Source organism: Usitatibacter rugosus (assembly GCF_013003965.1).
Lineage (GTDB): Bacteria > Pseudomonadota > Gammaproteobacteria > Burkholderiales > Usitatibacteraceae > Usitatibacter > Usitatibacter rugosus.
The window spans coordinates 1,440,380-1,464,515 of sequence record NZ_CP053069.1; the positions used below are offsets into that span (position 1 = coordinate 1,440,380).

General features: G+C 67.0%; 25 protein-coding genes. 19 read left to right on the forward strand and 6 right to left on the reverse strand.

What is annotated here, in order from left to right:
* The first annotated feature begins 2 nt into the window (after nt 1-2).
* A complete protein-coding gene (locus tag DSM104443_RS07200) occupies nt 3-1,241 on the forward strand; it encodes a peptide MFS transporter (protein WP_171090815.1) in 1,239 nt (412 codons plus the stop codon).
* 44 nt (nt 1,242-1,285) lie between these two features.
* On the opposite strand, the gene DSM104443_RS07205 is transcribed toward DSM104443_RS07200, so the two are convergent.
* The gene (locus tag DSM104443_RS07205) at nt 1,286-2,254 is read right to left on the reverse strand and encodes a tripartite tricarboxylate transporter substrate binding protein BugD (protein ID WP_171090817.1); all 969 of its coding nucleotides are present in this window, start codon (nt 2,252-2,254) and stop codon (nt 1,286-1,288) included.
* A gap of 98 nt (nt 2,255-2,352) precedes the next feature.
* Between DSM104443_RS07205 and ampE the strand changes: the two genes are divergently transcribed.
* From ampE to amrS, 8 genes are all read left to right on the forward strand, one after another.
* On the forward strand, nt 2,353-3,276 hold the full coding sequence (gene ampE / locus DSM104443_RS07210) for a regulatory signaling modulator protein AmpE (RefSeq protein WP_171090820.1): 924 nt from the start codon (nt 2,353-2,355) through the stop codon (nt 3,274-3,276).
* A 100-nt stretch (nt 3,277-3,376) separates the two neighbouring features.
* Complete coding sequence (locus tag DSM104443_RS07215) at nt 3,377-4,330, forward strand: Bug family tripartite tricarboxylate transporter substrate binding protein (RefSeq protein WP_171090822.1); 954 nt, start codon at nt 3,377-3,379, stop codon at nt 4,328-4,330.
* A gap of 4 nt (nt 4,331-4,334) precedes the next feature.
* Nucleotides 4,335-4,817, forward strand: a complete 483-nt coding sequence (locus DSM104443_RS07220; RefSeq protein ID WP_171090824.1) for a tripartite tricarboxylate transporter TctB family protein — start codon at nt 4,335-4,337, stop codon at nt 4,815-4,817.
* A gap of 9 nt (nt 4,818-4,826) precedes the next feature.
* Nucleotides 4,827-6,326 (forward strand): tripartite tricarboxylate transporter permease, encoded by a 1,500-nt coding sequence (locus DSM104443_RS07225; protein WP_171090826.1) that lies wholly within the window; start codon nt 4,827-4,829, stop codon nt 6,324-6,326.
* A complete protein-coding gene (locus DSM104443_RS07230; protein WP_171090828.1) occupies nt 6,310-8,004 on the forward strand; it encodes a M14 family metallopeptidase in 1,695 nt (564 codons plus the stop codon). The genes DSM104443_RS07225 and DSM104443_RS07230 overlap by 17 nt, the downstream gene beginning before the upstream one ends.
* Nucleotides 8,005-8,047: 43 nt before the next feature.
* Nucleotides 8,048-8,851 (forward strand): AmmeMemoRadiSam system protein B, encoded by an 804-nt coding sequence (gene amrB, locus DSM104443_RS07235; RefSeq protein WP_171090830.1) that lies wholly within the window; start codon nt 8,048-8,050, stop codon nt 8,849-8,851.
* Nucleotides 8,844-9,404, forward strand: coding sequence for an AmmeMemoRadiSam system protein A (gene amrA, locus DSM104443_RS07240; protein WP_171090832.1), 561 nt, complete (start codon nt 8,844-8,846; stop codon nt 9,402-9,404). The genes amrB and amrA overlap by 8 nt, the downstream gene beginning before the upstream one ends.
* Nucleotides 9,385-10,491: an AmmeMemoRadiSam system radical SAM enzyme gene (gene amrS, locus DSM104443_RS07245; RefSeq protein ID WP_171090834.1), complete on the forward strand. Its 1,107-nt coding sequence runs from the start codon at nt 9,385-9,387 to the stop codon at nt 10,489-10,491. Before amrA ends, amrS begins: the two co-directional genes overlap by 20 nt.
* Before the next feature lie 13 nt (nt 10,492-10,504).
* Here the strand turns inward: amrS and DSM104443_RS07250 are convergent, their stop codons facing one another.
* From DSM104443_RS07250 to DSM104443_RS07265, 4 genes are all read right to left on the reverse strand, one after another.
* Nucleotides 10,505-11,209: a transposase gene (locus tag DSM104443_RS07250; protein ID WP_171090836.1), complete on the reverse strand. Its 705-nt coding sequence runs from the start codon at nt 11,207-11,209 to the stop codon at nt 10,505-10,507.
* A 130-nt stretch (nt 11,210-11,339) separates the two neighbouring features.
* Entirely contained in the window at nt 11,340-12,269 is a 930-nt protein-coding gene (gene rsgA, locus DSM104443_RS07255; protein ID WP_171090838.1) for a ribosome small subunit-dependent GTPase A, read from the reverse strand.
* 4 nt (nt 12,270-12,273) lie between these two features.
* A complete protein-coding gene (locus tag DSM104443_RS07260) occupies nt 12,274-12,603 on the reverse strand; it encodes a 4a-hydroxytetrahydrobiopterin dehydratase (protein ID WP_171090841.1) in 330 nt (109 codons plus the stop codon).
* Nucleotides 12,603-13,853, reverse strand: a complete 1,251-nt coding sequence (locus DSM104443_RS07265; RefSeq protein WP_171090843.1) for a M48 family metallopeptidase — start codon at nt 13,851-13,853, stop codon at nt 12,603-12,605. The genes DSM104443_RS07260 and DSM104443_RS07265 overlap by 1 nt, the downstream gene beginning before the upstream one ends.
* Nucleotides 13,854-13,908: 55 nt before the next feature.
* Here DSM104443_RS07265 and orn point away from each other — a divergent pair, with 55 nt between their 5' ends.
* Nucleotides 13,909-14,457, forward strand: coding sequence for an oligoribonuclease (gene orn, locus DSM104443_RS07270; protein ID WP_171090844.1), 549 nt, complete (start codon nt 13,909-13,911; stop codon nt 14,455-14,457).
* Here the strand turns inward: orn and glpK are convergent.
* Entirely contained in the window at nt 14,454-15,944 is a 1,491-nt protein-coding gene (gene glpK / locus DSM104443_RS07275; protein ID WP_171090846.1) for a glycerol kinase GlpK, read from the reverse strand. The genes orn and glpK overlap by 4 nt on opposite strands.
* Before the next feature lie 74 nt (nt 15,945-16,018).
* On the opposite strand from glpK, the gene DSM104443_RS07280 reads away from it, so the two are divergent.
* The 9 genes from DSM104443_RS07280 (at nt 16,019) to recA (ending at nt 24,120) form a co-directional block, all read left to right on the forward strand.
* Nucleotides 16,019-16,840, forward strand: a complete 822-nt coding sequence (locus DSM104443_RS07280; protein WP_171090849.1) for a hypothetical protein — start codon at nt 16,019-16,021, stop codon at nt 16,838-16,840.
* A 113-nt stretch (nt 16,841-16,953) separates the two neighbouring features.
* The gene (ugpB, locus tag DSM104443_RS07285; protein WP_171090851.1) at nt 16,954-18,258 is read left to right on the forward strand and encodes a sn-glycerol-3-phosphate ABC transporter substrate-binding protein UgpB; all 1,305 of its coding nucleotides are present in this window, start codon (nt 16,954-16,956) and stop codon (nt 18,256-18,258) included.
* Nucleotides 18,259-18,264: 6 nt separating this feature from the next.
* Complete coding sequence (ugpA, locus tag DSM104443_RS07290; protein ID WP_171090853.1) at nt 18,265-19,146, forward strand: sn-glycerol-3-phosphate ABC transporter permease UgpA; 882 nt, start codon at nt 18,265-18,267, stop codon at nt 19,144-19,146.
* The gene (gene ugpE / locus DSM104443_RS07295) at nt 19,147-19,995 is read left to right on the forward strand and encodes a sn-glycerol-3-phosphate ABC transporter permease UgpE (RefSeq protein WP_171090855.1); all 849 of its coding nucleotides are present in this window, start codon (nt 19,147-19,149) and stop codon (nt 19,993-19,995) included.
* A complete protein-coding gene (locus DSM104443_RS07300; RefSeq protein ID WP_171090857.1) occupies nt 19,996-21,054 on the forward strand; it encodes a sn-glycerol-3-phosphate import ATP-binding protein UgpC in 1,059 nt (352 codons plus the stop codon). It abuts the gene before it with no gap.
* Entirely contained in the window at nt 21,051-21,797 is a 747-nt protein-coding gene (locus DSM104443_RS07305; RefSeq protein WP_171090859.1) for a GNAT family N-acetyltransferase, read from the forward strand. The genes DSM104443_RS07300 and DSM104443_RS07305 overlap by 4 nt, the downstream gene beginning before the upstream one ends.
* Nucleotides 21,794-22,294 (forward strand): CinA family protein, encoded by a 501-nt coding sequence (locus tag DSM104443_RS07310; protein WP_212757025.1) that lies wholly within the window; start codon nt 21,794-21,796, stop codon nt 22,292-22,294. The genes DSM104443_RS07305 and DSM104443_RS07310 overlap by 4 nt, the downstream gene beginning before the upstream one ends.
* Nucleotides 22,295-22,405: 111 nt before the next feature.
* Nucleotides 22,406-22,999 carry a LexA family protein gene (locus DSM104443_RS07315; protein WP_246232593.1) on the forward strand — a complete coding sequence of 198 codons (594 nt, stop codon included), beginning with the start codon at nt 22,406-22,408 and terminating at the stop codon, nt 22,997-22,999.
* 89 nt (nt 23,000-23,088) lie between these two features.
* Nucleotides 23,089-24,120 carry a recombinase RecA gene (gene recA / locus DSM104443_RS07320; RefSeq protein ID WP_171096296.1) on the forward strand — a complete coding sequence of 344 codons (1,032 nt, stop codon included), beginning with the start codon at nt 23,089-23,091 and terminating at the stop codon, nt 24,118-24,120.
* The last annotated feature ends 16 nt before the right edge of the window (nt 24,121-24,136 follow it).

A 24,136-nucleotide genomic window follows, 5' to 3' on the forward strand; every position in this document is an offset into this window, starting at 1 on the left:
CGATGCAGACCTGGTTCGGCCAGCCGCGCGGCCTCACGGTCCTCTTCCTCACGGAGATGTGGGAGAAGTTCTCGTTCTTCGGGATGAGGGCGCTGCTGGTGTACTACATGGTGAAGCACCTGCACTTCGAGCAGGGCTTCGCGTCGATGGTGTACGGGACGTACGCGGCGGTCGTCTTCCTCACGCCCATCGTGGGCGCGTACATCTCGGACCGTTGGCTCGGCAAGCGCCGCGCGATCATCATCGGCAGCCTCACGATGGCGGTCGGCCATTTCCTCATGGCCTTCGAGCCGCTGCTCTACGTCGCGATGGCCACCATCGCGGTCGGCAACGGCCTCTTCCTGCCCAACCTGCCCAGCCAGATCGGGCAGCTCTACGAGCGCGACGATCCGCGCCGCCAATCCGCGTACAGCATCTACTACCTCGGGGTGAACCTCGGCGCTTTCTTCGCGCCTCTCGTCTGCGGAACGCTCGGGGAGGTCTACGGCTGGCACTACGGCTTCGGGGCCGCGGGGATCGGGATGTGCGTGGGGCTCGCGATCTACCTTGCGGGCAGCCGCTACCTGCCGCGCAACGACAGCGCCGAGGCCCCCGCGGCTTCGTCGCCGCAAGCGAGCGACGATCCCTTTCCGTGGCGGATGCTGCTCCTGGTCGGCCTCGCAGTGATCGTCTTTCGCAGCGCGTACGAGCAGTCGGGCAATGCGCTCGCACTGTGGATCGACCAGGGCGTCGATCGCGTGGCCGGAAGCTTCACGATTCCGGCGACCTGGTTCCAGTCGCTCAATCCGCTCTTCGTGTTCACGCTCACGCCGCTCATCGTCGCCTGGTGGAGCCGGGACAAGTCACTGCACGGCTACCGACCGAAAGCCCTGCGGCGCATGGCCCTCGGTGCGTTCGGCGTGGCGCTTTCCTACGCGCTGCTCTGCGGCCTCATCGCGATGGCCGGCGGCAGCCTCGTGCACTGGGGCATCGTCGTGGCGTTCTTCTTGCTCTATACGCTCGCCGAGATCTACATCCTGCCCATCGGCTTGAGCCTCTTCGCAACGCTGAGCCCGAGCCGCTTCACGGCGACGGCGATCGCCGCCTGGTTCCTCGCGGCCTTCGCCGGCAACTTCCTCGGCGGCTACGTGGGCACGTGGTGGAGCCAGATGAGCCCGGCCGCGTTCTTCGGCGCGATGGCCGCCATCGCCTCGGCCTCGGGCGTTGCGCTCGCGGGGCTCGCCTTCGCGCAGCGGAAATGAAAATGCCCGCGCGAGGCGGGCATTTTCAAGGGTGAATCCGCAGCTCAGTCGGCGTAGATGCCGGCTTTCTTGATGATCGGCGCCCACTTCGCGATCTCGGACTTGAGATGCGCGTCGAGCGCGCCCGGCGTGGCGCGCGGCTGCGAGACCGGCTCGGTGCCCAGCTCGGCGAACTTCGCGATGACGTTGGGATCCTTGAGCGCGGTCTGGAGCGCGGCGACCAGCTTGTCGATGATCGGCTTCGGCGTGCCCTTCGGCGCCCAGATGCCGTGCCAGATGCCGACCTCGAAGCCGGCGAGCCCCGACTCCTGCATCGTCGGCAGGTCCGGCAGCGAGGCGACGCGCGTCTTGGTGGTGACCGCGTAGGCCTTCACCTTGCCGCCCTTGATCTGCGGCGTGGTGTTGGTCGTCTGGTCGCACATGAAGTCGACCTGGCCGCCCATGAGGTCGGTCATCGCGGGGCCGGTGCCTTTGTAGGGAACCGTGGTGAGCTCCACGCCGACCGCGCTCATGAAGAGCATGCCGCACAGGTGCGAGGCCGCGCCCACGCCGGCGTTGGCGTAGGTGACCTTGTCCTTGTTGGCCTTCACGTAGGCGATGAGCTCCTTCATGTCCTTCGGCGGGAAGTCCTTCTTCGCGACGAAGGTCATCGGCACGTCGGTCACGAGGCCGATCGGCTCGAGGTCCTTCACCGGGTCGTAGCGCAGCGCCCGGTAGAGCGAGGGGCTGGTCGAGATGCCGATGTGCATCAGCAGCAGCGTGTAGCCGTCGGGCTTGCCGCGCGCGACCTTCTCCACGCCGATGGTGCCGCCGGCGCCGCCGACGTTCTCCACGATGATCGGCTGTCCCAGCGTCTTCGACATCGACTGTCCGACAAGGCGTGTCACCGTGTCGGTGGGACCTCCGGCCGCGAAGGGCACGGTGATGGTGATCGCGCGGTTGGGGTAGTCCTGCGCCACGGCGGCGAAGGCGAGCGAGGCCGTCGCGAGGCCGGCCAGCAGTCGTTTCATCATGAGTCTTCTCTCCTCGGTTTCGTTCTGGAAGCCGGCTAAGGGTCGCGCGGGGCCGGGGGGCCCGGTGCGCGGCCGACCCGCCATTATAATCAGGCGACGTGAGCCTCTTAGCCCTCCTGATCGCGCTTCTCGCGCAATATGCCTATCCCATCGCGGGCCGCAATCCCCTGCTCGCGTTCTACGGGCGCCTCTGCGTCTCGACCGCCAAGCGCCTCGACGCGGGCGACCGCAACTCGGGGATCCTCGCGGGCATCGCGCTCCTGGCCGTGGTGCTGGTGCCGCTGGCGCTGGTGAGCGCGGCCCTCGCGGCGGTGCATCCCTTCGTGCTCTGGATCCTCGACACCGTGATGCTCTACGGGACGTTGCGCTTCCTCGCCACGACGCGAAGCCTCGCCGCGATCGAATCGAAGCTTCGCGCGGGCGAGACCGCCGCGGCGGCGAACCTGCTGTCGGAGTGGCAGGGCGTTCCCATCGAGGCCGACGACGCATCGGCGGTCGCCCGCCTGGCTTCGGAGCAGGCCCTGCGCGATGCGCACCACGGCACCTTCGGGCCGCTCTTCTGGTTCCTCGTGCTGCCGGGGCCGCTGGGGCTCGTGCTCTATCCCCTCGCGCATCGCGCGGCCCGGTCCTGGGAGCAGGGTATCGAGCCCGGCAGCCAGGACTTCGGCTGGTTCGCCGCGCGCACGTTCTTCGTGATCGACTGGATCCCGCAGCGCCTCACCGCGTTCGCATTCGCCGTCGTCGGCAACTTCGAGGACGCGCTGGTCTGCGCGCGTTCGCAGGCCGCGCAATGGATCCGCCCGGACGAGGGCCTGGTGCTCGCTTCCGGCGCCGGAGCGCTCGGCGTGCGCCTGGGCGATCCGGTGCCCGTGGCGGGCACGCTCGTCGACCGCCCCCCGCTCGGCACGGGCGACGTGGCCCGCGAAGAGACGCTGGCGAGCCTCGAAGGCCTGCTCTGGCGCGCGCTCGTTCTCTGGCTCGTGGTCTTCCTGCTGGCGGCCGCGATTCACGGCGTCGGATAGCCAAAGCGGGCGTCCACCGCGCCGCATCCGTTCCGGTACACTCGGTCAAAACCCGTCGCATCGCCGGCGGCCAAGATCACACCCTGAGGAGATTCATTCCATGCACGCCATTACTCGCGCCCGCATCGCGATCGCCGCTGCCGCGGTCGCCCTTTCCTTCCCGGCCCTCGCTGTCGATTCCCTGAAGATGATGATTCCCGCCAACCCGGGTGGTGGCTGGGACACGACCGGCCGCGAGATCGCCAAGGCGATGCAGTCCTCCGGGGCCGTGAAGAACGTCCAGTTCGACAATAAAGGTGGCGCCGCGGGCGCCATCGGCATCGCGCAGTTCGTGACCGCCTCGAAGGGCGATCCGAACGCCGCGATGATGGGCGGCCTGGTCATGGTGGGCGGCCTCATCACGAACAAGTCCGCCGTGCAGCTGAACCAGGTGACGCCGCTCGCGCGCCTCACGTCGGAATGGGAAGTGATCGTCGTGCCCGCCAACGGCCCGAAGACCCTGAAAGAGCTGCTCGACAAGTTCAAGGCCAACCCGGGCAGCGTGTCCTGGGGCGGCGGCAGCGCCGGCGGCACCGACCACATCCTCGCGGGCCTCATCGCCAAGGCGATCGGCGCCGATCCCACCAAGGTGAACTACGTCCCGTTCAAGGGCGGCGGGGAAGCCGTCTCCGCCATCATCGGCGGGCACGTCACCGCCGGCGTCTCGGGCCTCTCCGAGTTCGCCCAGCACATCAAGTCCGGCAAGATGCGCGCGCTCGCCGTCTCGTCGCCCAAGGCGATCGAGGGCATCCCGTCGCTCAAGGAGCAGGGCGTGGATGTCGAGCTGGCCAACTGGCGCGGCATCTGGGGTGCCCCCGGCATCACGAAGCCGCAGCGCGACGAGCTGATCGCCGCGGTGGAGAAGGGCGTGAAGTCCCCCGCCTGGAAGGAATCGCTCAAGAAGAACGACTGGGAGGATTTCTATCTTTCCGGCGACGCCTTCGGCAAGTACATCGACGAAGAGAACAAGCGCATCGCCGACATCCTCGCCGCGCTCGGGTTGGGCAAGAAGTAGCGCCATGAAAGGGCCCGGCGGCCAATTCGCACTGTCGGTCGGCATCCTGTCGATCGGCGTGGCGATCCTCTCCGGGGCGTTCTACCTGCCCGCCGGCGCGGGCTACGCGCAAGTGGGTCCCGGCGTCGTGCCGAAGTTCGTCGGCGTCGGGCTCATCCTCCTCGGCATCGCGCTGCTGCGTGAAGTGCTCACCGGCGGCTTCCGCGGCGTGGACGAGGAAGCCGAGAAGCACATCCCGATGGACTGGGTCGCATTTGCGTGGGTTTCCGCGGGGATCATCCTCTACGGCCTGATGGTGGAGCGCGTGGGCTTCGTCTTCGCCTCCACCGTGCTTTATGTCCTGGTCGCACGCAGCTTCGGCAGCCGGCGCTGGATCCTCAACATCGTCGTCGGCTTTGCCCTCGCCGCGTTCGTGTTCGCGATCTTCAACTACGGCCTGGGCCTCACGTTGCCCGCCGGTCTCCTCAAGTTCGTCCTTCCCGCCTAGGAGAGCCGCGTGGACATCTGGGCACAACTGCTGCAGGGCTTCGCGGTCGCACTCACGTTCCAGAACCTGATGTTCTGCCTGATCGGCTGCCTGCTCGGTACCGCGGTGGGCGTGCTGCCCGGCGTAGGCCCGGCCGTGACGGTGGCGCTGCTGCTGCCCATCACCACCAAGGTCGAAGCGAGCGGCGCGCTGATCATGTTCGCGGGCATCTACTACGGCGCGATGTACGGCGGCTCGACCACGTCGATCCTGCTCAACACGCCGGGCGAGAGCGCCACCATCGTGACGGCGATGGAGGGCAACCAGATGGCCAAGCGCGGCCGCGCCGGCCCGGCGCTCGCCACCTCCGCCATCGGCTCGTTCGTCGCGGGCACCATCGCGACCGTCGGCCTCACGTTCCTCTCGCCGCTGGTGGTCGAGCTGGGACTCAAGTTCGGTCCGCCCGAATACTTCGCGCTGATGGTGCTCGCGTTCACGACAGTCTCCGCGGTGCTCGGGGAGTCGACGCTGCGCGGCCTCTGCAGCCTCTTCCTCGGCCTCGCCATCGGCTTGATCGGCATCGACAACCAGACCGGCCAGGCGCGCTTCGCGTTCGACATCCCGCAGCTGCTCGATGGCGTCGAGGTCGTGACGATCGCGGTAGGCCTCTTCGCGGTGGGCGAGACCATCTACGCCGCCTCGAAGCTGGGCACCGTCGACGAGAAGCTGGAACAGATGACCGGCTCGATCTGGATGAAGTGGGACGACTGGAAGCGCTCCTTCGGCCCGTGGATCCGCGGCACGCTGATCGGCTTCCCGTTCGGCACCATTCCCGCGGGCGGCGCGGAGATCCCGACCTTCCTCTCCTACGCGATGGAGAAGAAGCTTTGCAAGCACCCCGAGGAATTCGGCAAGGGCGCGATCGAGGGCGTGGCCGGACCCGAGGCCGCGAACAACGCTTCGTCGACGGGCACGATGGTGCCGCTGCTCACGCTGGGCCTGCCGACCTCGGCCACGGCCGCGATCCTGCTCTCGGCGTTCCAGCAATACGGCCTGCAGCCGGGCCCGCTGCTGTTCGAGACGAACTCCGCGCTGGTGTGGGGCCTCATCGCGAGCTTCTACGTCGGCAACGTGATGCTGCTGGTGCTGAACCTGCCGCTGGTGGGCCTGTGGGTGAAGCTGCTCGAGATCCCCAAGCCCCAGCTCTACGCCGGCATCCTCGTCTTCGCGACGATGGGCGTGTACGGCATGCGCCAGTCGGCCTTCGACGTCTTCCTGCTCTACGCGATCGGCCTCGGCGGCTTCCTCATGCGCAGGTACGGCTTCCCCGCGGCTCCGGTGATCGTGGGCATGATCCTCGGCCCCCTCGCCGAGGAGCAGATGCGCCGCTCGCTCTCGATCAGCCAGGGCGACTGGAGCATCTTCGTCACGCACGGCATCTCCGCCGTGCTGCTGGGCCTCACCGTGCTGATCCTCCTTGCGCCGTGGTTGGCGCGCTTCCTCAAGAAGAAAGATGCCAAGTCATCCTGAGCTGCGCTTCGACCGCTTCTACCGCTACCCCGATCTCACCGAGCACCTGAAGGCCTTCGCCGCACGGCGTCCGGAGATCTTCGCGCTGGACAGCCTCGGCAAGAGCCATGAGGGCCGAGACATCTGGCTGCTCACGGCCACGAACCCGAAGACCGGTGCCGCGGCCGACAAGCCGGCGTTCTGGCTCGACGGCAACATCCACGCCGGCGAGCTCACCGCATCCACCGCGTGCTTCTATATCCTCAAGACGCTCGAAGACCTCTACGGCAAGCGCGAGGACGTGACGCGGCTGCTCGATACGCGCGCGCTCTACATCGTGCCGCGCATCAACCCCGACGGCGCCGAATGGGCGCTCGCGGACAAGCCGAAGTACATCCGCTCCTCGACGCGCCCCTATCCCTTCGACGAGGACCCGGTCGAGGGCCTCAACGTCGAGGACGTGGACGGCGACGGGCGCATCCTGCAAATGCGCATCGCCGATCCGCACGGTGCGTACAAGGCGCACCCGGACGACGCGCGCCTGATGACGCCGCGCGATCCCGCGGAATCCGGCGGCCAGTACTGGCGCATCGTGCCCGAGGGCACGGTCGTGAACTACGACGGCATCGACATCCGCGTGAACCGCGACAAGGAAGGCCTCGACCTCAACCGCAACTTCCCGGTCGACTGGCGCCAGGAGTACCAGCAGTTCGGCGCGGGACCGTACCCGACCTCCGAGCCGGAAGTGCGCGCGGTGGTGGACTTCATCGTGAAGCACCCGAACATCGGCGGCGGCATCTCGTTCCACACGCATAGCGGCGTGATCCTGCGCCCCCTCTCGGGGCAGTCCGACGACGAGATGCACGCCGAGGACCTGTGGCTCTACAAGCTCTTCGGCAAGAAGGCGACCGAGACCACGGGCTACCCGAACATCTCGATCTTCCACGACTTCAAGTACCACCCGAAGCAGGTGATCACCGGCGCCTTCGACTGGCTCTACGAGCACCAGGGCGCGTTCTTCTGGACCGTGGAGATCTGGGCGCCGGTGAAGGAGGCGGGTGTCGAGAGCTACCACTTCATCGACTGGTACCGCGAGCATCCGCCCGCGGACGACCTGAAGCTCCTCGCCTGGAGCGACAAGGAGCTGAACGGCGAGGGCTACATCGCCTGGTATCCGTTCGACCATCCGCAGCTCGGTCGCGTGGAGCTGGGTGGCTGGAACAAGCTCGCCACGTTCCGCAATCCGCCGGCCAAGTACATCGAGCGCGAGGTGAAGCGCTTCCCGGAATGGGTGATCTGGCAGGCGCTCACGCTGCCCAAGCTGGAGACGCTGAAGGCCACCGCCGAGCCCCTGGGCGCGGATACGTGGCGGGTGCGCTTCTCGGTGCAGAACAGCGGCTACCTGCCGAGCTACGTCTCCAAGCGGGCGCTCGAGCGCAAGATCAGCCGCGGCGTCGTCTACGAGATCGAGCTTCCGCCCGGCGCCACGCTGGTCGGGGGCAAGGCCCGCGTCGAGGGCGCGCAGCTCGAGGGACGCGCGAACAAGGTCTCGCTGCAGGCCTTCCTGCCCGACCTCCACGTCACCGCGGACCGGGGCCAGGTCGAATGGACCGTGCGTGCGCCCAAGGGCACGCGGGTGAAGCTCGTCGCGCGGCATGAGCGCGCCGGCCGCGCCGAGGGCAGCGTCGAACTCCTCTGAGGGGTGCTAGTCTGACCTTCTCCGTGGACCACGGAGGGCCGCCATGTCCTCGATTCGCCGTGCCGCCGTCGCAGGTACGTTTTACCCCGGTGATCCGACCGACCTCGCCACCGAAGTCGCGGCGTACCTCGCTGAGGTTCCCGCGGGCGACACGGGTCCCGCACCCAAGGCGCTGATCGCCCCGCACGCGGGCTACCTGTATTCGGGAGCCGTCGCCGCGCGCGCCTACGCACGGATCGCGCCGTTGCGAGGCGTGGTGCGGCGCGTGGTCCTCGCGGGGCCTGCGCACCGCGTCTACGTGCGCGGCATCGCGGTGCCGGGTGTCGAGGCCTTCGATTCGCCGCTCGGCCGCGTGCCCGTCGACAGCGCCGCCATCGCGACGCTCCGCGCGTTGCCCTTCATCGAGGTGAGCCCGCGGGCCCACGCCTTCGAGCACTCGCTGGAAGTCCACCTGCCGTTCCTGCAATCGGTGCTCGACGACTTCTCGATCGTGCCGCTGGTGGTGGGCGACGCGACGCGCGAGGAGATGGCGCGCGTGCTGGAGGTCCTCTGGGGCGGCGACGAGACGCTCGTCGTGGTGAGCTCGGACCTCTCGCACTACCACGCGTACGACGAAGCCCGGGCGATCGACCGGCACACGACCGATCGCATCCTGCGGCTGGACGCCGGCCTCGATCCCGAGGAGGCGTGCGGGGCGGCGCCCATCAACGGGCTGCTCGAGATCGCCCGCCGCCGCGGCCTGTCGGCGCGCCTCGTGGACCTGCGCAATTCCGGCGACACGGCGGGCAGCCGCGACCGCGTGGTCGGCTACGCGGCCTTCGCTTTCCACGAGGCGGTCCGTGACTGAGCCGGTGGACGGGGCGGTTCTCGTCGACATCGCGCGCGAATCGATCCGCGAGCATCTCGGGCTGGCGCGCGTCACGGAGCGGCACGAGCCCTGGCTGCTGCAGCCGGCCGCAACGTTCGTGACGCTGCGAGAGCAGGGGGACCTGCGCGGCTGCATCGGCTCGCTCGATGCGCGCCGGCCAATGGGGTTGGATGTTGCGCACAACGCGCGTGCGGCGGCGTTCAGCGACCCTCGCTTCCCGCCGGTCGCGCGCGACGAGGTCGATGCACTGGATGTCGAGGTGTCGCTGCTCTCGGCACGCGAGCCCGTGGCCGTGACGAGCGAGGCCGATGCGCTTTCGAAGCTGCGCCCCGGCATCGACGGCGTCTATTTCGAGTACGGCGCGGCGAGCGCGACGTTCCTGCCGCAGGTGTGGGAGTCGTTGCCCGATCCGCGGGTGTTCCTCGCCGAGCTGCGGCGCAAGGCGGGCCTCTCCGCGCGTTTCTGGCACCCGGACGTGAAGCTCTCGCGCTACACCGTCGAGAAGTTCCGCGATGAACGACCGGGCTCCTGATCCCGTCGAGGGCCCACTGCATCCCGGACGCTGGTGGCGCACGCTGGACGACGGCCGCGTGCAGTGCGACCTCTGCCCGCGCGAGTGCCGCCTGCACGAAGGCCAGCGCGGTGCTTGCTTCGTTCGAGCCCGCGTGGGCGATGCGATGGTACTCACGACCTACGGGCGCTCGTCGGGCTTCTGCATCGATCCGGTGGAGAAGAAGCCCCTCAACCATTTCCTGCCCGGCAGCGCGATCCTCTCGTTCGGCACCGCGGGCTGCAACCTCGCGTGCAAGTTCTGCCAGAACTGGGACATCTCGAAGTCGCGCGACATGGATCGCCTCATGGACGAGGCGTCGCCGGGCGCGATTGCGCAGGCGGCCGTGCGCTCGGGCTGCCGCAGCGTGGCCTTCACGTACAACGACCCGGTGATCTTCGCCGAGTACGCGATGGACGTGGCCGATGCGTGCCACGCGGTGGGCGTGCTCGCGGTGGCGGTCACGGCGGGCTACATCAGCCCGGAGCCGCGGCGCGAGTTCTACGCGAAGATGGATGCGGCGAACGTGGACCTGAAGGGTTTCACCGACGAGTTCTACGTGAAGCTCACGGGTGCCCGGCTGGCGCCGGTGCTGGATACCCTCGTCTACCTCAAGCACGAGACCGAGGTGTGGTTCGAGATCACCACGCTGCTGATCCCGGGCCGCAACGACTCCCCCGAGGAGATCCGCGCGATGTCGAAGTGGATCGCGCGCGAGATCGGCTTCGACGTCCCGCTCCACTTCACGGCCTTCCATCCCGACTTCAAGATGACCGACCTGCCGCCCACGCCCGCGGCGACGCTCGAACGCTCGCGGCGCATCGCGATGGAGGAGGGGCTGCAGTTCGTGTACACCGGCAACGTCCACGACCGCGAGGGCGGCACGACGTTTTGCCCGAACTGCTCGGCCAAGCTCATCGAGCGCGACTGGCATCGCATCGAGGGCTACCGGCTCACCCCGGACGGCCACTGCCCGGATTGCGGCACGGCGATCGCCGGGCACTTCGAGGCCTTCGAGCGCGCCACTCAGTTCGGACGGCGCAGGATTCCGCTCACGATCGGAAGGTAAGGCAAAACCCGGGTCAGAGTAGAGTTTTCGCGGAGACTTGATCCGCGGCGAAAAGATCCTTCGTCTCCAAGTCGGTCGCCTTCTTCGGCCGGCCGTTCTTTCGCGCGAGTGGAAGAGACAATGACTGGGACAGGGCGGTCACGAATGCAGGCGAACCCCACGGCCGGCCACATTGCGCGGCGGCACGGATCGCATCGAGCGTTTCCTGGTCCAGCTCTTCTTGAAACAAGGCACGGTACGCGGCGTGACGTGCGTCCTTGCTCTCGGCCAACGCCGCATACAGCGGATGGTCCGAGAGCATCGCATCGGAAGCGCCGAGCCCGTTTCGCCCGAAGCTCGACCATCGGTAGGCAGCGGCGTTGCCGACCATGCCAGCCCTGACAGGATTCGTTTCGATATAGCGGTAAAGGCAGAGGAGGTGATGGTCCGACTGCACGGGGTGAGCCTTGAAGCGCCCTTCCCAAAGCGTGCCGGTGCGGCTGTGCTTCTGGTTGAAGTGACGAACATAGCGGCGCCCGAGCGCCTGCATGAGCCGCGAAGGGCCTTCGTGACTGCCAGCTGTCATCAGGAGGTGAACGTGGTTTGTCATGAGCACATACGCATGGAGGGGGCAGTCGTAGGCTTGACCATAGAAGGAGAGCCATTCCAGGTAGCTTCGGTAGTCCTCCACGGATCGGAAGCACGGCGACCGATCGTTGCCTCGCTGGATGACATGCAAGGCCGTTCCCGACTCAAACCAGCGAGCGTTTCGGGGCATGTGGATGGACCTCGGGTTGGATGGACATACCAACGCGCGGCGGTCATAGCAGGCCGACCGAAAACTCTACTCTGACCCGGGTTTTGGGGTGCTACTTGTCCATCCAGTCGGGATGGTTTTCGTGCAGCTCGCGGTGCTGTTCGAGCAGCACCTGGTAGAACGACAGCCGCTCGGCCTTGATCTTGCCGGCCGTGGCCGCGGCGATGACCGCGCAGCCGGGCTCGTTGCGGTGCGCGCAGTCGTTGAACTTGCACGTGCCCAGGAACGGGCGGAATTCGCGCATCGCTTCGCCGATCTGGTCCTCGGTCAGGTGGAAGAGGCCGAAGGACTGGAAGCCCGGCGTGTCGATGATGGCGGTGTCGCGGTCGAGCCGGTACATGCGCGAGAAGGTCGTGGTCTGCGTGCCGGAGCCCAGCGAGGCCGAGAGCTCGCCGACGCGCGCCACGTCCGTCATCACCAGCGCGTTGACCGTCTTCGACTTGCCCATGCCGCTCTGGCCGACCAGCAGCGAGAGCTTGCCCTCGAGCAGCGGCTTCAGCGCGGAGATATCGCCCTTCGCCGACATGGCGATCACGGTGTAGCCGATGCTCGAATAGAGCGCCAGGCTCTTCAGCGATGCCGCATGCTCGGGAAGATCCGATTTGTTCAGCGCGATCACGACCGGAATGCGCGCGGCCTCGCACGCGACCAGGCTCAGGTTCAGGAACGCTTCGCTGAACGCGGGCTTCGGTGCGAGGAGGATCACGACTTGATCGACGTTGGCGGCCAGCGTCTTCTCGCGCCATTCGTCGGAGCGGAAGAGGAGGTTCCTGCGGGTGCCGACGCGAAGGATCGAGCCCTGGGCCGATCCGGTGAGCTTCACCTCGACGAAGTCGCCGCACGCGGCGTCCTGCTTCTTGCCCTTGCGCGTGCAGACGAGCTGGCGCTTGTCGGCCAGCTCCACGAGGAACTCGCGGCCGAAGTCCGCGACCACGCGGCCCTCGACGACGACCTGCTGCTCCCGTTCGCGCCGGGTCGTCATGGGCTCACGTCTCGAACAGGGCGTCCAGTTTCGCCGCGCAGATGAAGTCGTTCTCGGAGAGGCCGTCGATGGCGTGCGTGACGTAGCTCACCTTGCATTCGCCCCACTTCACGACGAGGTCGGGATGGTGGTCTTCGCGATGCGACACCCAGGCCGCGGCGTTCACGAACGCCATGGTCTCGAAGTAGTTCTTGAAGGTGAACGTCTTGGCGATCATGCCGCCCTCGAGCGCCCAGCCCGGGAGGCCCTTCAGCAGCGGCTTCACTTGGTCGGGCGTGAGGGGAGCCACACCGCCCTCGCAGGGAACGCACTTCTTGCGTGCGAGATCGTTCATCAGGGCACCACGCCTTTGAGGTTGGCGATCCGGATGGCCGCCGGGGGATGCGAATCATACACCAGCGAATGCAGCGGATCGGGCGTGAGCGTCGAGGCGTTGTCGCGGTAGAGCTTGGTGAGCGCGGCCACGAGATCGTTCGCCGAAGCGTGCTCCGCGGCGAAGGCGTCGGCCTCGAATTCCTGCCGGCGCGCGAAGAGGCTGGACAGCGGCTGGAACGGGAACAGGAACGCGGGGATCACGAGCGCGAAGCCGGCGAGCGCGGCCCCGATGTGCGGCCGCTGCGGCAGGCCGAGCGCGGCGGCGAAGGCGGGCTCGTGGAGCAGCCAGCCCATGAGGGCCAGCACCGCGAACGCGAGTACAAAGCGCACCACCAGCAGGCGAGGGATGTGGCCGCGCGCGAAATGGCCCAGCTCGTGGGCGAGCACGGCCTCGATCTCCGAGGGCGTGAGGCGCTCCAGCAGCGTGTCGAAGAACACGATGCGCTTGGTCTTGCCGAAGCCGGTGAAGTACGCGTTGCCGTGGCTCGAGCGGCGCGAGCCGTCCATCACGAAGAGGCCTTCGGCGCGGAAGCCGCTACGCGCGAGCAGCGCCTCGATGCGGCTTCGCACCTCGCCCGCCTCGAGCGGCGTGAAGCGGTTGAAGAGCGGGGCGATCCAGCGCGGGTACACGACGGCGAGGACCAGCGTGAACGCGATCCACGCGGCCCACGTGTAGAGCCACCACCACGAGCCCGCGGCGGCCACGAACCAGAACACCGCGAGGAGCAGCGGCACGCCCAGCGCGGCCGAGAGCACCGCGCCTTTCAGCAGGTCGATGAAGAAGACGCCCGGCGTCGTCTTGTTGAAGCCGTGGCGTTCCTCGATCACGAAGGTGCGCCAGAGGTCGAAGGGCAGGGCGTTCAGCGCGGTCACGGCGAGCACGCCGAAGACGGTGGCCAGGCCGCGCGCAGCCCCTTCGCCGAAGAAGCCGGCGGCGATGGAATCGATCATCGCGAGCCCGCCGCCCAGCGTGAGCAGGAGCAGCACGACGCCATCCATCACGACCGCCTCGACGACGCCGAAGCGCAGCTTGTCCAGCGTGTAGTCGGCGGCCTTGCGGTGCGCCTCGGGCGGGATCAGCTCGGCGAACTCGGGCGGGACGCGGTCGCGGTGGGCGGCGACGTGCCGCGCCTGGCGCCAGGCAAGGAAGCACCGCCAGGCGAGGGCGCCGAGCGCGAAGGCGAGGAAGAGCGCTGCGAACCCGTTCAAGGAGGAATGTGAAACAATCGCCGCGACGTTTTCATTTTCATTTCATCGAGATCATATGGCACTGGACAAGACCCCGCTCATCTGGATAGACATGGAGATGTCGGGCCTCGTTCCCGAACGCGAGCGCATCCTCGAGGTGGCGATGGTGGTCACCGACGCCGAATTGAACGTGCTCGGCGAGGCACCCGTCCTCGTGGTCCACCAGTCCGACGCCGTTCTCGAGGGCATGGACTCCTGGAACAAGGCAACGCACGGCCGCTCGGGGCTCATCGACAAGGTGAAGGCCTCGACGATGGACGAAGCGCAGGCCGAGCGCATCCTCGTCGACTTCCTCAAGCCCTTCGTCGCCGCCCGCGTGGCCCCGCTGTGCGGCAACACCGTGCACCAGGACCGCCGCTTCATGGCGCTCTACATGGCCGAGCTCGAGGCCTACCTGCACTACCGGATCGTCGACGTGTCGACGCTGAAGGAGCTCGCCAAGCGCTGGCGCCCGGACGTGATCGCGAGCTTCACGAAGGAAGGCAAGCACGAGGCGCTCGCCGATATCCACGAATCGATCGCGGAGCTGCGGCACTACCGCGAGCATTTCCTGCGCATGGCCTAGTCGCGGGCCCAGTCCCGCGAGCGCTCGACGGCGCGCTTCCACTCGGCCAGGTGACGGCCGGCTTCCTCGCGCGAGCGAGTGGGCTCGAAGACGCGGTCGCGAGCCCACAGGGAGGCGATCTCGGCCTCGTCCTTCCAGAACCCCGTCGCAAGCCCGGCCAGGTAGGCGGCGCCCAGCGCAGTGGTCTCGACGACCTTCGGCCGCACCACCGGAACGCCGAGGAGATCGGCCTGCGTTTGCATGAGGAGGTCCGAGGCGGTCGCGCCGCCGTCGACACGCAGCTCCTTGAGCGGCAGGCCGCAGTCGGCCGTCATGGCCTCCAGCAGCTCCGCGCTCTGGAACGCGATCGAGGCCAGCGTCGCCCGAGCGAGGTGCGCCCGGGTCGTGCCGCGCGTGATGCCCACGATCGTCCCGCGGGCTCGAGGATCCCAGTACGGGGCGCCCAGGCCGGAGAGCGCGGGCACGAAGTGCACGCCGCCCGCATCCGGCACGCTCGCCGCGAGCGCGTCGATCTCGCTCGCCTTTCCGATGAGGCCCAGGCCGTCGCGCAGCCATTGGATCGCCGCCCCCGCGATGAACACGCTGCCTTCGAGGGCATAGCGCACCTCGCCCGCCTTCCTCCATGCCACCGTGGTGAGGAGGCGATTGCGCGACGCGGGCGCCGTGGTGCCGGTGTTCATCAGCATGAAGCAGCCGGTGCCGTAGGTGTTCTTCGCCATGCCGGGCGTGTAGCAGGCCTGCCCGAAGAGCGCGGCCTGCTGGTCGCCGGCGATGCCCGCGACCGGTAAGCCTTCCGGCAGCCCCTCGCAGCGCGTGCGCGCGACGATGCCGCTCGAGTCGATGACCTTGGGAAGCACTTGCGGGGGAATGCGCAGCAAGCCGAGCAGCTCCTCGTCCCAGGCGAGCGCGTGGATGTCGAAGAGCAGCGTGCGGGAGGCGTTGCTCACGTCGGTTACGTGGACGGCGCCACCGGAGAGGTTCCACGCGAGCCACGTGTCCACGGTGCCGAAGGCGAGCTCGCCGCGCTCGGCGCGTTCACGCGCTCCCGGAACGTTGTCGAGCAGCCACGCGAGCTTCGTTCCCGAGAAGTACGCATCGAGCACGAGCCCGGTGCGCTCGGCAAAGAGGCGCTCGTGTCCGGCCTGTCGCAGGGCGTCACATGCGGACGCGGTGCGGCGGTCCTGCCAGACGATCGCGTTGGCGACGGGCGCTCCGGTGCGACGGTCCCAGAGCACCGTCGTTTCGCGTTGGTTGGTGATGCCGATCGCCGAAATCTCGCCTGCCGAAAGGCCCGCGCGGCCCAGGGCGAGCGCGGCGACGTCGCGTTGGGTGCTCCAGATCTCGAGGGCGTCGTGCTCCACCCAGCCCGGGCGCGGGAAGATCTGGCGGAATTCTTGCTGGGCGGAAGCGAGGATGCGCCCGTCATGGCCGAAGGCGATGGCGCGAGAGCTCGTGGTGCCTTGGTCGAGGGCGAGAACGGCCTTCATGGAGGACGGGCAAGATTTTGCGGCGATGATACGTTAAGATTCGCGTTGCTAATCCGGAATCGCAGGAGGGTTCCGTGGGACTTCTAGACGACCTCAAGAAACAGGCAGACGCCCTCAAGGCACAGGACACCGACCGCACGGAGAGCCTCCGTGCAAACGCGGTCGCGGTGGACCTCGCCTTGCGGCGGAACTTCCTTTACCTGAACGATTTGGGCAAGCAGCTCAACGTCGTGCAGATGCCATGCCCGTTCACCTACAAGATCCCGACGCTGGCCGACATCACCGGGCTCGTGGTGAAGGACTTCCACTGCGACTTCCGCTCGAAGCACTTCATCGACAAGGACTACTACGGCGAGGTCCACGTCGGCTACCGCGTGTGGTCCGACAAGGTGCTCACGGTGAAGAAGGGCCCGGACGAGATGGAGAAGTTCCGCGACTTCCTCTGGTCCAACAACATCGAGCACAAGGGCGAGCAGTTCCGCGACCAGCGCAAGGTCATCACGCACGAGATCTTCAAGGTCGTCTGCGACTTCCGCGTCCAGGGCAAGATCGAGGGCGACCACGAGACGGGCAAGATCAAGATCGTCACCAAGAACGTCGCCGCGTTCGAGGTGGATCTCTTCAACCTGACCGCGCAGGAGTTCGTCGAGGGCGCCGTCGAGGAATTCGCCAAGTTCTTCATCGGCCGTCCCACGGTGTTCCCGGAGATGGTGAAGAAGTCGGTGCTGAACGTACGGCCCGCCGCGCCGCCGCCCAAGCCCAAGCCGCAGGTCCAGGTGCCGTACACGCCGCCGCATGCGCGCGGTCCGGCCGCCGCGCCGCCGCCCCCGCCGCCGGAGGAGAAAAAGGGCCTCTTCGGCTCGCTCAAGTCGCTGATCAAGAAGGACGACGACTGATTCCCCCAAACCCCGCCTCCGGCGGGGTTTTTCGTGACAAGTGCGTGTTTCGCCTGATGTAGAATCGGCCGAAAAACACCCGCCGCAATCGCTGCAATCCGAGGAGATTCCCCATGTTCCGCAAGTTCATCCTGGCCGCGCTGGCGCTGGCCGCCACGAGCGCTTCCGCGCAGACCGAGATCCAGTTCTGGCACTCCATGGGCGGCGCCCTGGGCGACAAGGTGGGCGAGCTCGCCACCAAGTTCAACGCCACGCAGACCCAATACAAGGTCGTCGCGACCTACAAGGGCAGCTACGGCGAGTCGATGACGGCCGCGATCGCCGCCTACCGCGCCGGCAACGCCCCGCACATCCTGCAGGTCTTCGAGGTCGGCACCGCCACCATGATGGCCGCCAAGGGCGCCGTCATCCCCATCGCCAAGGTGATGAAGGATGCCGACGAGCCGTTCAACCCGAAGGTCTACCTGCCCACGGTCGCCGGCTACTACACGGATTCGAAGGGCAACATGCTCTCGTTCCCGTTCAACAGCTCCACGGTCGTCTTCTACGTGAACAAGGACGCCTTCAAGAAGGCGGGCCTCGACGGCAACAAGCCGCCGAAGACGTGGAAGGAGTTCCAGGCCGCGGCGGACAAGCTGAAGGCCGCGGGCCAATCCTGCGTCTACACCTCGGGCTGGCCGTCCTGGATGCACATCGAGAACTTCTCGGCCTGGCACAACGTGCCGATCGGCTCGAAGGAGAACGGCATGGCGGGGCTGGACACGGAGTTCCAGATCAACTCGCCGCTGCACGTGCGCCACCTCACGATGCTCACCGACATGGCGAAGAAGGGCCTCTTCACCTACGCCGGCCGCGGCAACCAGGCGGAAGCCAAGTTCTCGAGCGGCGAGTGCGCGATGCTCACCTCGTCCTCGGGCGCGCAGGCCAACATCAAGCGCACCGCCAAGTTCGAGTGGTCGGTGAACTTCATTCCCTACCATGACGACGTGAAGGGCGCGCCGCAGAACTCGATCATCGGCGGAGCCTCGCTCTGGACCATGGGTGGCAAGACCAACAACTCGTACAAGGGCGTGGCGAAATTCTTCGCCTACCTCTCGCAGCCGGAAGTCCAGGCCGACTGGCACCAGAGCACCGGCTACGTGCCGATCACGCAGGCCGCCTACGAGCTCACGCGGAAGCAGGGCTACTACGAGAAGAACCCGGGTGCCGACATCGCGGTGAAGCAGCTCACCAACAAGCCGCCCACGGCCAACTCCAAGGGCCTTCGCTTCGGCAACTTCGTGCAGGGCCGCGAGGCCATCGAGGAGGAGATCGAGGGCGCGCTCACCGGCAAGAAGGAGCCGAAGGCCGCGCTGGACGAAGCGGTGCGCCGCGGCAACGAGATCCTGCGCAAGTTCGAGGCCGCGAACAAAGGCTGATCCCCCGTGGAAAAGCGCGTCGTCTTCCAGTCGAAATGGCTGCCGTACGCGCTGCTGGCGCCGCAGATCGCCGTCACGGTGATCTTCTTCTTCTGGCCGGCGGCGCAGGCCGTGTACTACTCGTTCCTCGTGCAGGACGCGTTCGGCACCAGCTCGCAGTTCGTGTGGTTCCAGAACTTCACCGAGCTGTTCCATGACGGGCGCTACATCGAGTCGTTCAAGGTCACGATCGTCTTCAGCCTGCTGGTCGCGGTGTCGGGGCTTTCGATCGCGCTGCTGCTGGCCACGGCCGCGGACCGCGTCGTTCGCGGTGCCATGGCCTACAAGACCTTCCTCATCTGGCCCTACGCCGTGGCGCCCGCGATCGCGGGTGTGCTCTGGGCGTTCCTGTTCGCACCCTCCATCGGCATCGTGACCTACCTGCTGAAGAAGATGGGCGTGGACTGGAACTGGATCATCAACGACCAGCAGGCGATGCTGCTGATCGTGATCGCCTCGGTGTGGAAGCAGATCAGCTACAACTTCCTGTTCTTCCTGGCGGGGCTGCAGTCCATCCCGCGCGCGTTGATGGAGGCCGCGGCGATCGACGGCGCCAGCCCCACGCGCCGCTTCTGGACCATCGTCTTCCCGCTGCTCTCGCCGACCACGTTCTTCCTGCTCGTGGTGAACATCGTCTACGCGTTCTTCGAGACCTTCGGCGTGATCGACGCGACCACGCAAGGCGGCCCGGCGGCGGCCACGCAGGTGCTCGTCTACAAGGTGTACCACGACGGCGTGAAGGGCCAGGACCTCGGCAGCTCGTCAGCGCAGTCCGTGATCCTCATGTTCATCGTGATCACGCTCACGGTGATCCAGTTCCGCTTCGTCGAGAAGAAGGTGCAGTACTAGATGGTCGAAAACCGCCCGCTGCTGCGCGCCTTCCAGCACCTCGTGCTGATCCTCGGGGTGATCGTCGTCGCCTTCCCGCTGTACGTGACGTTCGTCGCCTCCACGCTCACCTACGACCAGATCGTCACGGTGCCAATGCCGCTGCTCCCCGGTGACCAGCTCTGGGAAAACTATTCGCAGGTGCTCACTGCCGGGTCGCAGAAGGGCTCGTCGGCGCCGGTCTCGACGATGCTGGTCAACAGCTTCGTGGTCGCCGTGTGCGTGGCGCTCGGCAAGATCTCGATCTCCATCCTCTCGGCCTTCGCGATCGTGTATTTCCGCTTCCCCGGCCGCACGTTCTTCTTCTGGATGATCTTCGTGACGCTCATGCTGCCGATCGAGGTTCGCATCATCCCGACGTACAAGGTCGCCTCCGATCTCGGGCTGCTCAACTCCTACCCGGGGTTGATCCTGCCGCTCATCGCCTCGGCCACGGCGACGTTCCTCTTCCGGCAGTTCTTCCTCACCATCCCCGACGAGCTGGCCGAGGCCGCGCGCATCGACGGGGCGGGGCCGCTGCGCTTCTTCTGGGACGTCGTCGTCCCGCTGTCGAAGACCAACATGGCCGCCCTCTTCGTGATCCTCTTCATCCTCGGCTGGAACCAGTACCTCTGGCCGCTGCTGATCACCACGGAAGAGTCGATGTACACGACCGTGATCGGCATCAAGCGAATGATCGCCGGCGGCGACGCGTCGAACGAATGGAACCTCATCATGGCCACCGCGATCCTGGCGCTGCTGCCGCCCGCGGCCGTGGTGATCCTCATGCAGAAGTGGTTCGTGAAGGGCCTCGTGGACACGGAAAAATAGATGGCCGACATCAAGCTCTCGGGCGTACGGAAGACCTACGCCAACAAGGTCCAGGTGATCCACGGCGTGGACGTGGCGATCGCCGACGGCGAGTTCATCGTGATCGTCGGGCCCTCGGGCTGCGGCAAGTCCACGCTGCTGCGCATGGTGGCGGGCCTGGAGCCCATCACCGAAGGCGAGATCGCCATCGGCGGCAAGCGCGTGAACGAGGTGGAGCCGAAGGACCGCAACATCGCGATGGTGTTCCAGAACTACGCGCTCTACCCGCACATGACGGTGTACGACAACATGGCCTACGGGCTTCGCATCCGCTCGTTCTCCAAGGCCGACATCGAGACGCGCGTGCAGCGCGCCGCCAAGATCCTCGAGCTGGGCCCGCTGCTGCAGAGGAAGCCGCGCGAGCTCTCCGGCGGCCAGCGCCAGCGGGTGGCCATGGGCCGGGCGATCGTGCGCGAGCCGGCCGCGTTCCTCTTCGACGAGCCGCTGTCCAACCTGGACGCGAAGCTTCGCGTGCAGATGCGCCTGGAGATCCAGAAGCTGCACCGGGAGCTTCGCACCACGAGCATCTTCGTCACGCACGACCAGGTGGAGGCGATGACGCTCGCCGACCGCATGATCGTGATGAACGCCGGCGTGGTGGAGCAGGTGGGCCGCCCGATCGACGTCTACGACGATCCCAATTCCCTCTTCGTGGCCGGCTTCATCGGCTCGCCGGCGATGAATTTCCTGCCCGGCCAGCGCACGGGCAACGAGGTGGACGTCGGCCAGGGCGTACGCGTCGCGCTGCCGGCCGCGTTGCAGGCGAACGCACCGCAGGCGATCACGGTCGGCGTGCGCCCCGAGCACCTCGTCCCCGGCGCGGGTTTCGACCTCAAGGTGGACACCGTCGAGGCCCTCGGCGCGGATTCCCTCCTGCACTGCGCGTTCGCGGGCCACACGCTCGTGGTTCGCGTCGACGGCCACGCCACGCCGGAGCCGGGCTCGGCCCTCGGCGTCGCAGCGATGCCCGGGAAGACGTACTTCTTCGATTCCGCGACGGGCAAGCGGCTGCGCCCATGAGCCTCGAGGCACGGCGCCTCGAGGAGCTCTCCCTCAATTCCTCGGCCCCTCCCGGGCAACTTCTCTATGACGGCTGGCTGCTGCGCCTGCAGCCCGGCAAGGCCAAGCGCGCGCGCTCCGTGAACGCGGTCTATCCCTCGACGATCGCGCTCGCGGACAAGATCGCCTACTGCGAGCGCCTGTACGGAACGTCGGGCCTGCCCGCGATCTTCCGCATCACGCCGTTCAGCGAGCCGTCCGGCCTCGATGCCGAGCTCGAGCGGCGCGGCTACGGGACGTTCGACTACACCGCGGTGGAGAGCGCATCGCTTGCCACGGCGCCGGCGGCCGGCGAGGGCGCACAGCCGATGGGCCTGTCCCAATGGGTGGGTGCGGTGGGCGATCTTCGGGGCTCGTCGGGCGAGCAGCGCGCAGGCCACTACGCGCGCCTCGAGGCCTGCTTGCTTCCGATGCACCCGCTCGCGATCGTGGAGGGCGGAACGCCCGTCGCGACCGGGCTCGCGATCCTCGAGGACAACTGCGTGGGCCTCTTCGACATCGTCGTGCACGCCTCGCAACGCCGGCGCGGCCTCGCGAGGCGGCTGGTCGCTGCACTTCTCGCTCGTGCGTGGCAGGACGGCGCGCGTACGGCGTACCTGCAGGTCGAGCGCGACAACACGCCCGCACGCGAGCTCTACAAGGCGTTCGGATTCACCGAGCAGTATCTCTACTGGTACCGGGGACGCGAGGGAGAGCGCCGTTGAGCGAGGACCGCATCACCGCGCTCGCCCGCCAGGTGGGCGAAGTCTGCAAGCTGCGCGGCCGCATGCTGGTCCTGGCCGAGTCGTGCACCGGCGGCGGGTTGGGGGAAGCAATCACGCGCATTCCGGGCAGCTCCGCGTGGCTCGATCGCGGCTTCATCACGTACAGCAATGCCGCGAAGGAAGAGCAGCTCGGCGTGAAGGTCGAGACGCTGCTCACGCACGGCGCGGTCTCGGAGGCCACCGCGCGCGAGATGGTGCTGGGCGCGCTTCGCTGGAGCCGGGCGGATACCGCCGCCGCGGTCACCGGGATTGCCGGCCCCGATGGGGGGAGCCGCGACAAACCGGTCGGCCTCGTCTGGTTTGCCTGGTGCGTCCGGGGTGGGGCGGCCCGGGTGGAGTCCCACCAATTGGCCGGGGATCGGGAGGCCGTCCGCCGCCAAGCCGTTGAAATTGCACTGAAAGGCCTGCTGAACGCCCTCGAAAAGACGCCGCAGTAGCAAAACGCTTGACAACAGAACGACCGTTCGGTAATTTGCAGAACATTCGTTCTGAGAACGATTGTTCTGTCAAACCCCGGCGTTCTGTCATCTGCGAGGCGAAGCGTGGCGTTGAATCCCCTGAAACCGACGGTCGACCCGGCGTACCTGGAGAAGCTCCAGGACTACTACGCCGAGCACAAGGTCATCCCGTCGTATTCGGTCCTGGCCACGCTGTGGGGCGTCTCGGCGAAATCCTGGGTGTCGCAGATCGTGAAGCGCCTGGAAGAAGCCCGCATCCTCGACTGGACGCCCGATAAGCAGCTGAAGCCCGGCCCGCGCTTCTTCGAGCGCCGGCTCACGGACCAACCGGTGCAGGCCGGCCTGCCCAACCCCGCCATCTCGGATGGCTACGATTTGATCACCCTGGACGACTACCTCGTCCGCCTGCCCTCCAAGACCTCGCTCGTGCGAGTGAAGGGCGACTCGATGATCGACGCCGGCATCAAGGACGGCGACCTCATCGTCGTCGAGCAGCAACCCAATGCGAACGTGGGCGACATCGTCGTCGCCATCGTCGACAACGAATTCACCGTGAAGTACCTGGATCGGGAAAAGAGCCAGTTCGTCCTGAAGCCCGCGAACAAGGCCTATCCGGTCATCCGTCCTCGTGGCGGCCTGGAGATTTTCGGTGTGATGGCGGGTTTGGCGCGCAGAACGCGCTGAACCTGGGCGGAAACTTCAACTCAACGAATGGGATAATTCCAATGCTCAAAGTCATCTCCACCCCTCCCTCCGACTCCAAGACGGACAAGATGGACGAGAACAAGTCGAAGGCGCTTGCCGCCGCGCTCTCGCAGATCGAGAAGCAGTTCGGCAAGGGCTCCATCATGAAGATGGGCGCCGACGAAATCGCCAACGACGTCCAGGCGGTCTCCACGGGCTCGCTCGGCCTCGACATGGCGCTCGGCATCGGCGGGCTTCCCCGCGGCCGCGTGTGCGAGATCTACGGTCCGGAATCCTCGGGCAAGACCACGCTCACCCTCCAGGTGATCGCCAACATCCAGAAGCTCGGCGGCACCGCCGCCTTCATCGACGCGGAGCACGCGCTCGACCCGCAGTACGCCCAGCGCCTGGGCGTGGATATCTCCGAGCTCCTGCTTTCGCAGCCGGACAACGGCGAGCAAGCGCTCGAGATCGCGGATATGTTGGTGCGAAGCGGCTCGGTCGATTGCGTCGTCATCGACTCCGTCGCCGCGCTCACGCCCAAGGCCGAGATCGAGGGCGAAATGGGCGAGCCGCAAATGGGCCTGCAGGCCCGCCTCATGAGCCAGGCGCTGCGCAAGTTGACCGGCAACATCCGCCGCTCGAACACGCTCGTGATCTTCATCAACCAGATCCGCATGAAGATCGGCGTCATGTTCGGCAACCCGGAGACCACCACGGGCGGCAACGCGCTCAAGTTCTACGCCTCGGTGCGCATCGACATCCGCCGTATCGGCTCCATCAAGCGCGGTGAAGAGGTCATCGGCAACGAGACGCGCGTGAAGGTCGTGAAGAACAAGGTCGCGCCCCCGTTCAAGACCGCCGACTTCGACATCCTCTACAACGAGGGCATCTCCCGCGAGGGCGAGATCATCGAGATGGGGGTCAACCACCGCATCATCGAGAAGTCCGGGGCCTGGTACGCCTACAACGGCGAGAAGATCGGCCAGGGCAAGGACAACACGCGCGAGTGGCTGAAGGACAACAAGGTCGTCGCCGCCGATATCGAGCGCAAGATCCGCGAGGCCATCGGCATCGCGGGCGGCATGCCCGTGGACGCGAACGCCGCCGACGCCGAGTAACGGCACCGAGTCTGCC

Coding starts and splice junctions, on each gene's coding strand:
- DSM104443_RS07200 (WP_171090815.1), top strand. CDS start 3: ATGCAGACCTGGTTCGGCCAGCCGCGCGGCCTCACGGTCCTCTTCCTC.
- DSM104443_RS07205 (WP_171090817.1), bottom strand. CDS start 2,254: ATGATGAAACGACTGCTGGCCGGCCTCGCGACGGCCTCGCTCGCCTTC.
- DSM104443_RS07215 (WP_171090822.1), top strand. CDS start 3,377: ATGCACGCCATTACTCGCGCCCGCATCGCGATCGCCGCTGCCGCGGTC.
- DSM104443_RS07220 (WP_171090824.1), top strand. CDS start 4,335: ATGAAAGGGCCCGGCGGCCAATTCGCACTGTCGGTCGGCATCCTGTCG.
- DSM104443_RS07230 (WP_171090828.1), top strand. CDS start 6,310: ATGCCAAGTCATCCTGAGCTGCGCTTCGACCGCTTCTACCGCTACCCC.
- amrB (WP_171090830.1), top strand. CDS start 8,048: ATGTCCTCGATTCGCCGTGCCGCCGTCGCAGGTACGTTTTACCCCGGT.
- amrS (WP_171090834.1), top strand. CDS start 9,385: ATGAACGACCGGGCTCCTGATCCCGTCGAGGGCCCACTGCATCCCGGA.
- rsgA (WP_171090838.1), bottom strand. CDS start 12,269: ATGACGACCCGGCGCGAACGGGAGCAGCAGGTCGTCGTCGAGGGCCGC.
- DSM104443_RS07260 (WP_171090841.1), bottom strand. CDS start 12,603: ATGAACGATCTCGCACGCAAGAAGTGCGTTCCCTGCGAGGGCGGTGTG.
- orn (WP_171090844.1), top strand. CDS start 13,909: ATGGCACTGGACAAGACCCCGCTCATCTGGATAGACATGGAGATGTCG.
- glpK (WP_171090846.1), bottom strand. CDS start 15,944: ATGAAGGCCGTTCTCGCCCTCGACCAAGGCACCACGAGCTCTCGCGCC.
- ugpB (WP_171090851.1), top strand. CDS start 16,954: ATGTTCCGCAAGTTCATCCTGGCCGCGCTGGCGCTGGCCGCCACGAGC.
- ugpE (WP_171090855.1), top strand. CDS start 19,147: ATGGTCGAAAACCGCCCGCTGCTGCGCGCCTTCCAGCACCTCGTGCTG.
- DSM104443_RS07300 (WP_171090857.1), top strand. CDS start 19,996: ATGGCCGACATCAAGCTCTCGGGCGTACGGAAGACCTACGCCAACAAG.
- DSM104443_RS07305 (WP_171090859.1), top strand. CDS start 21,051: ATGAGCCTCGAGGCACGGCGCCTCGAGGAGCTCTCCCTCAATTCCTCG.
- recA (WP_171096296.1), top strand. CDS start 23,089: ATGGACGAGAACAAGTCGAAGGCGCTTGCCGCCGCGCTCTCGCAGATC.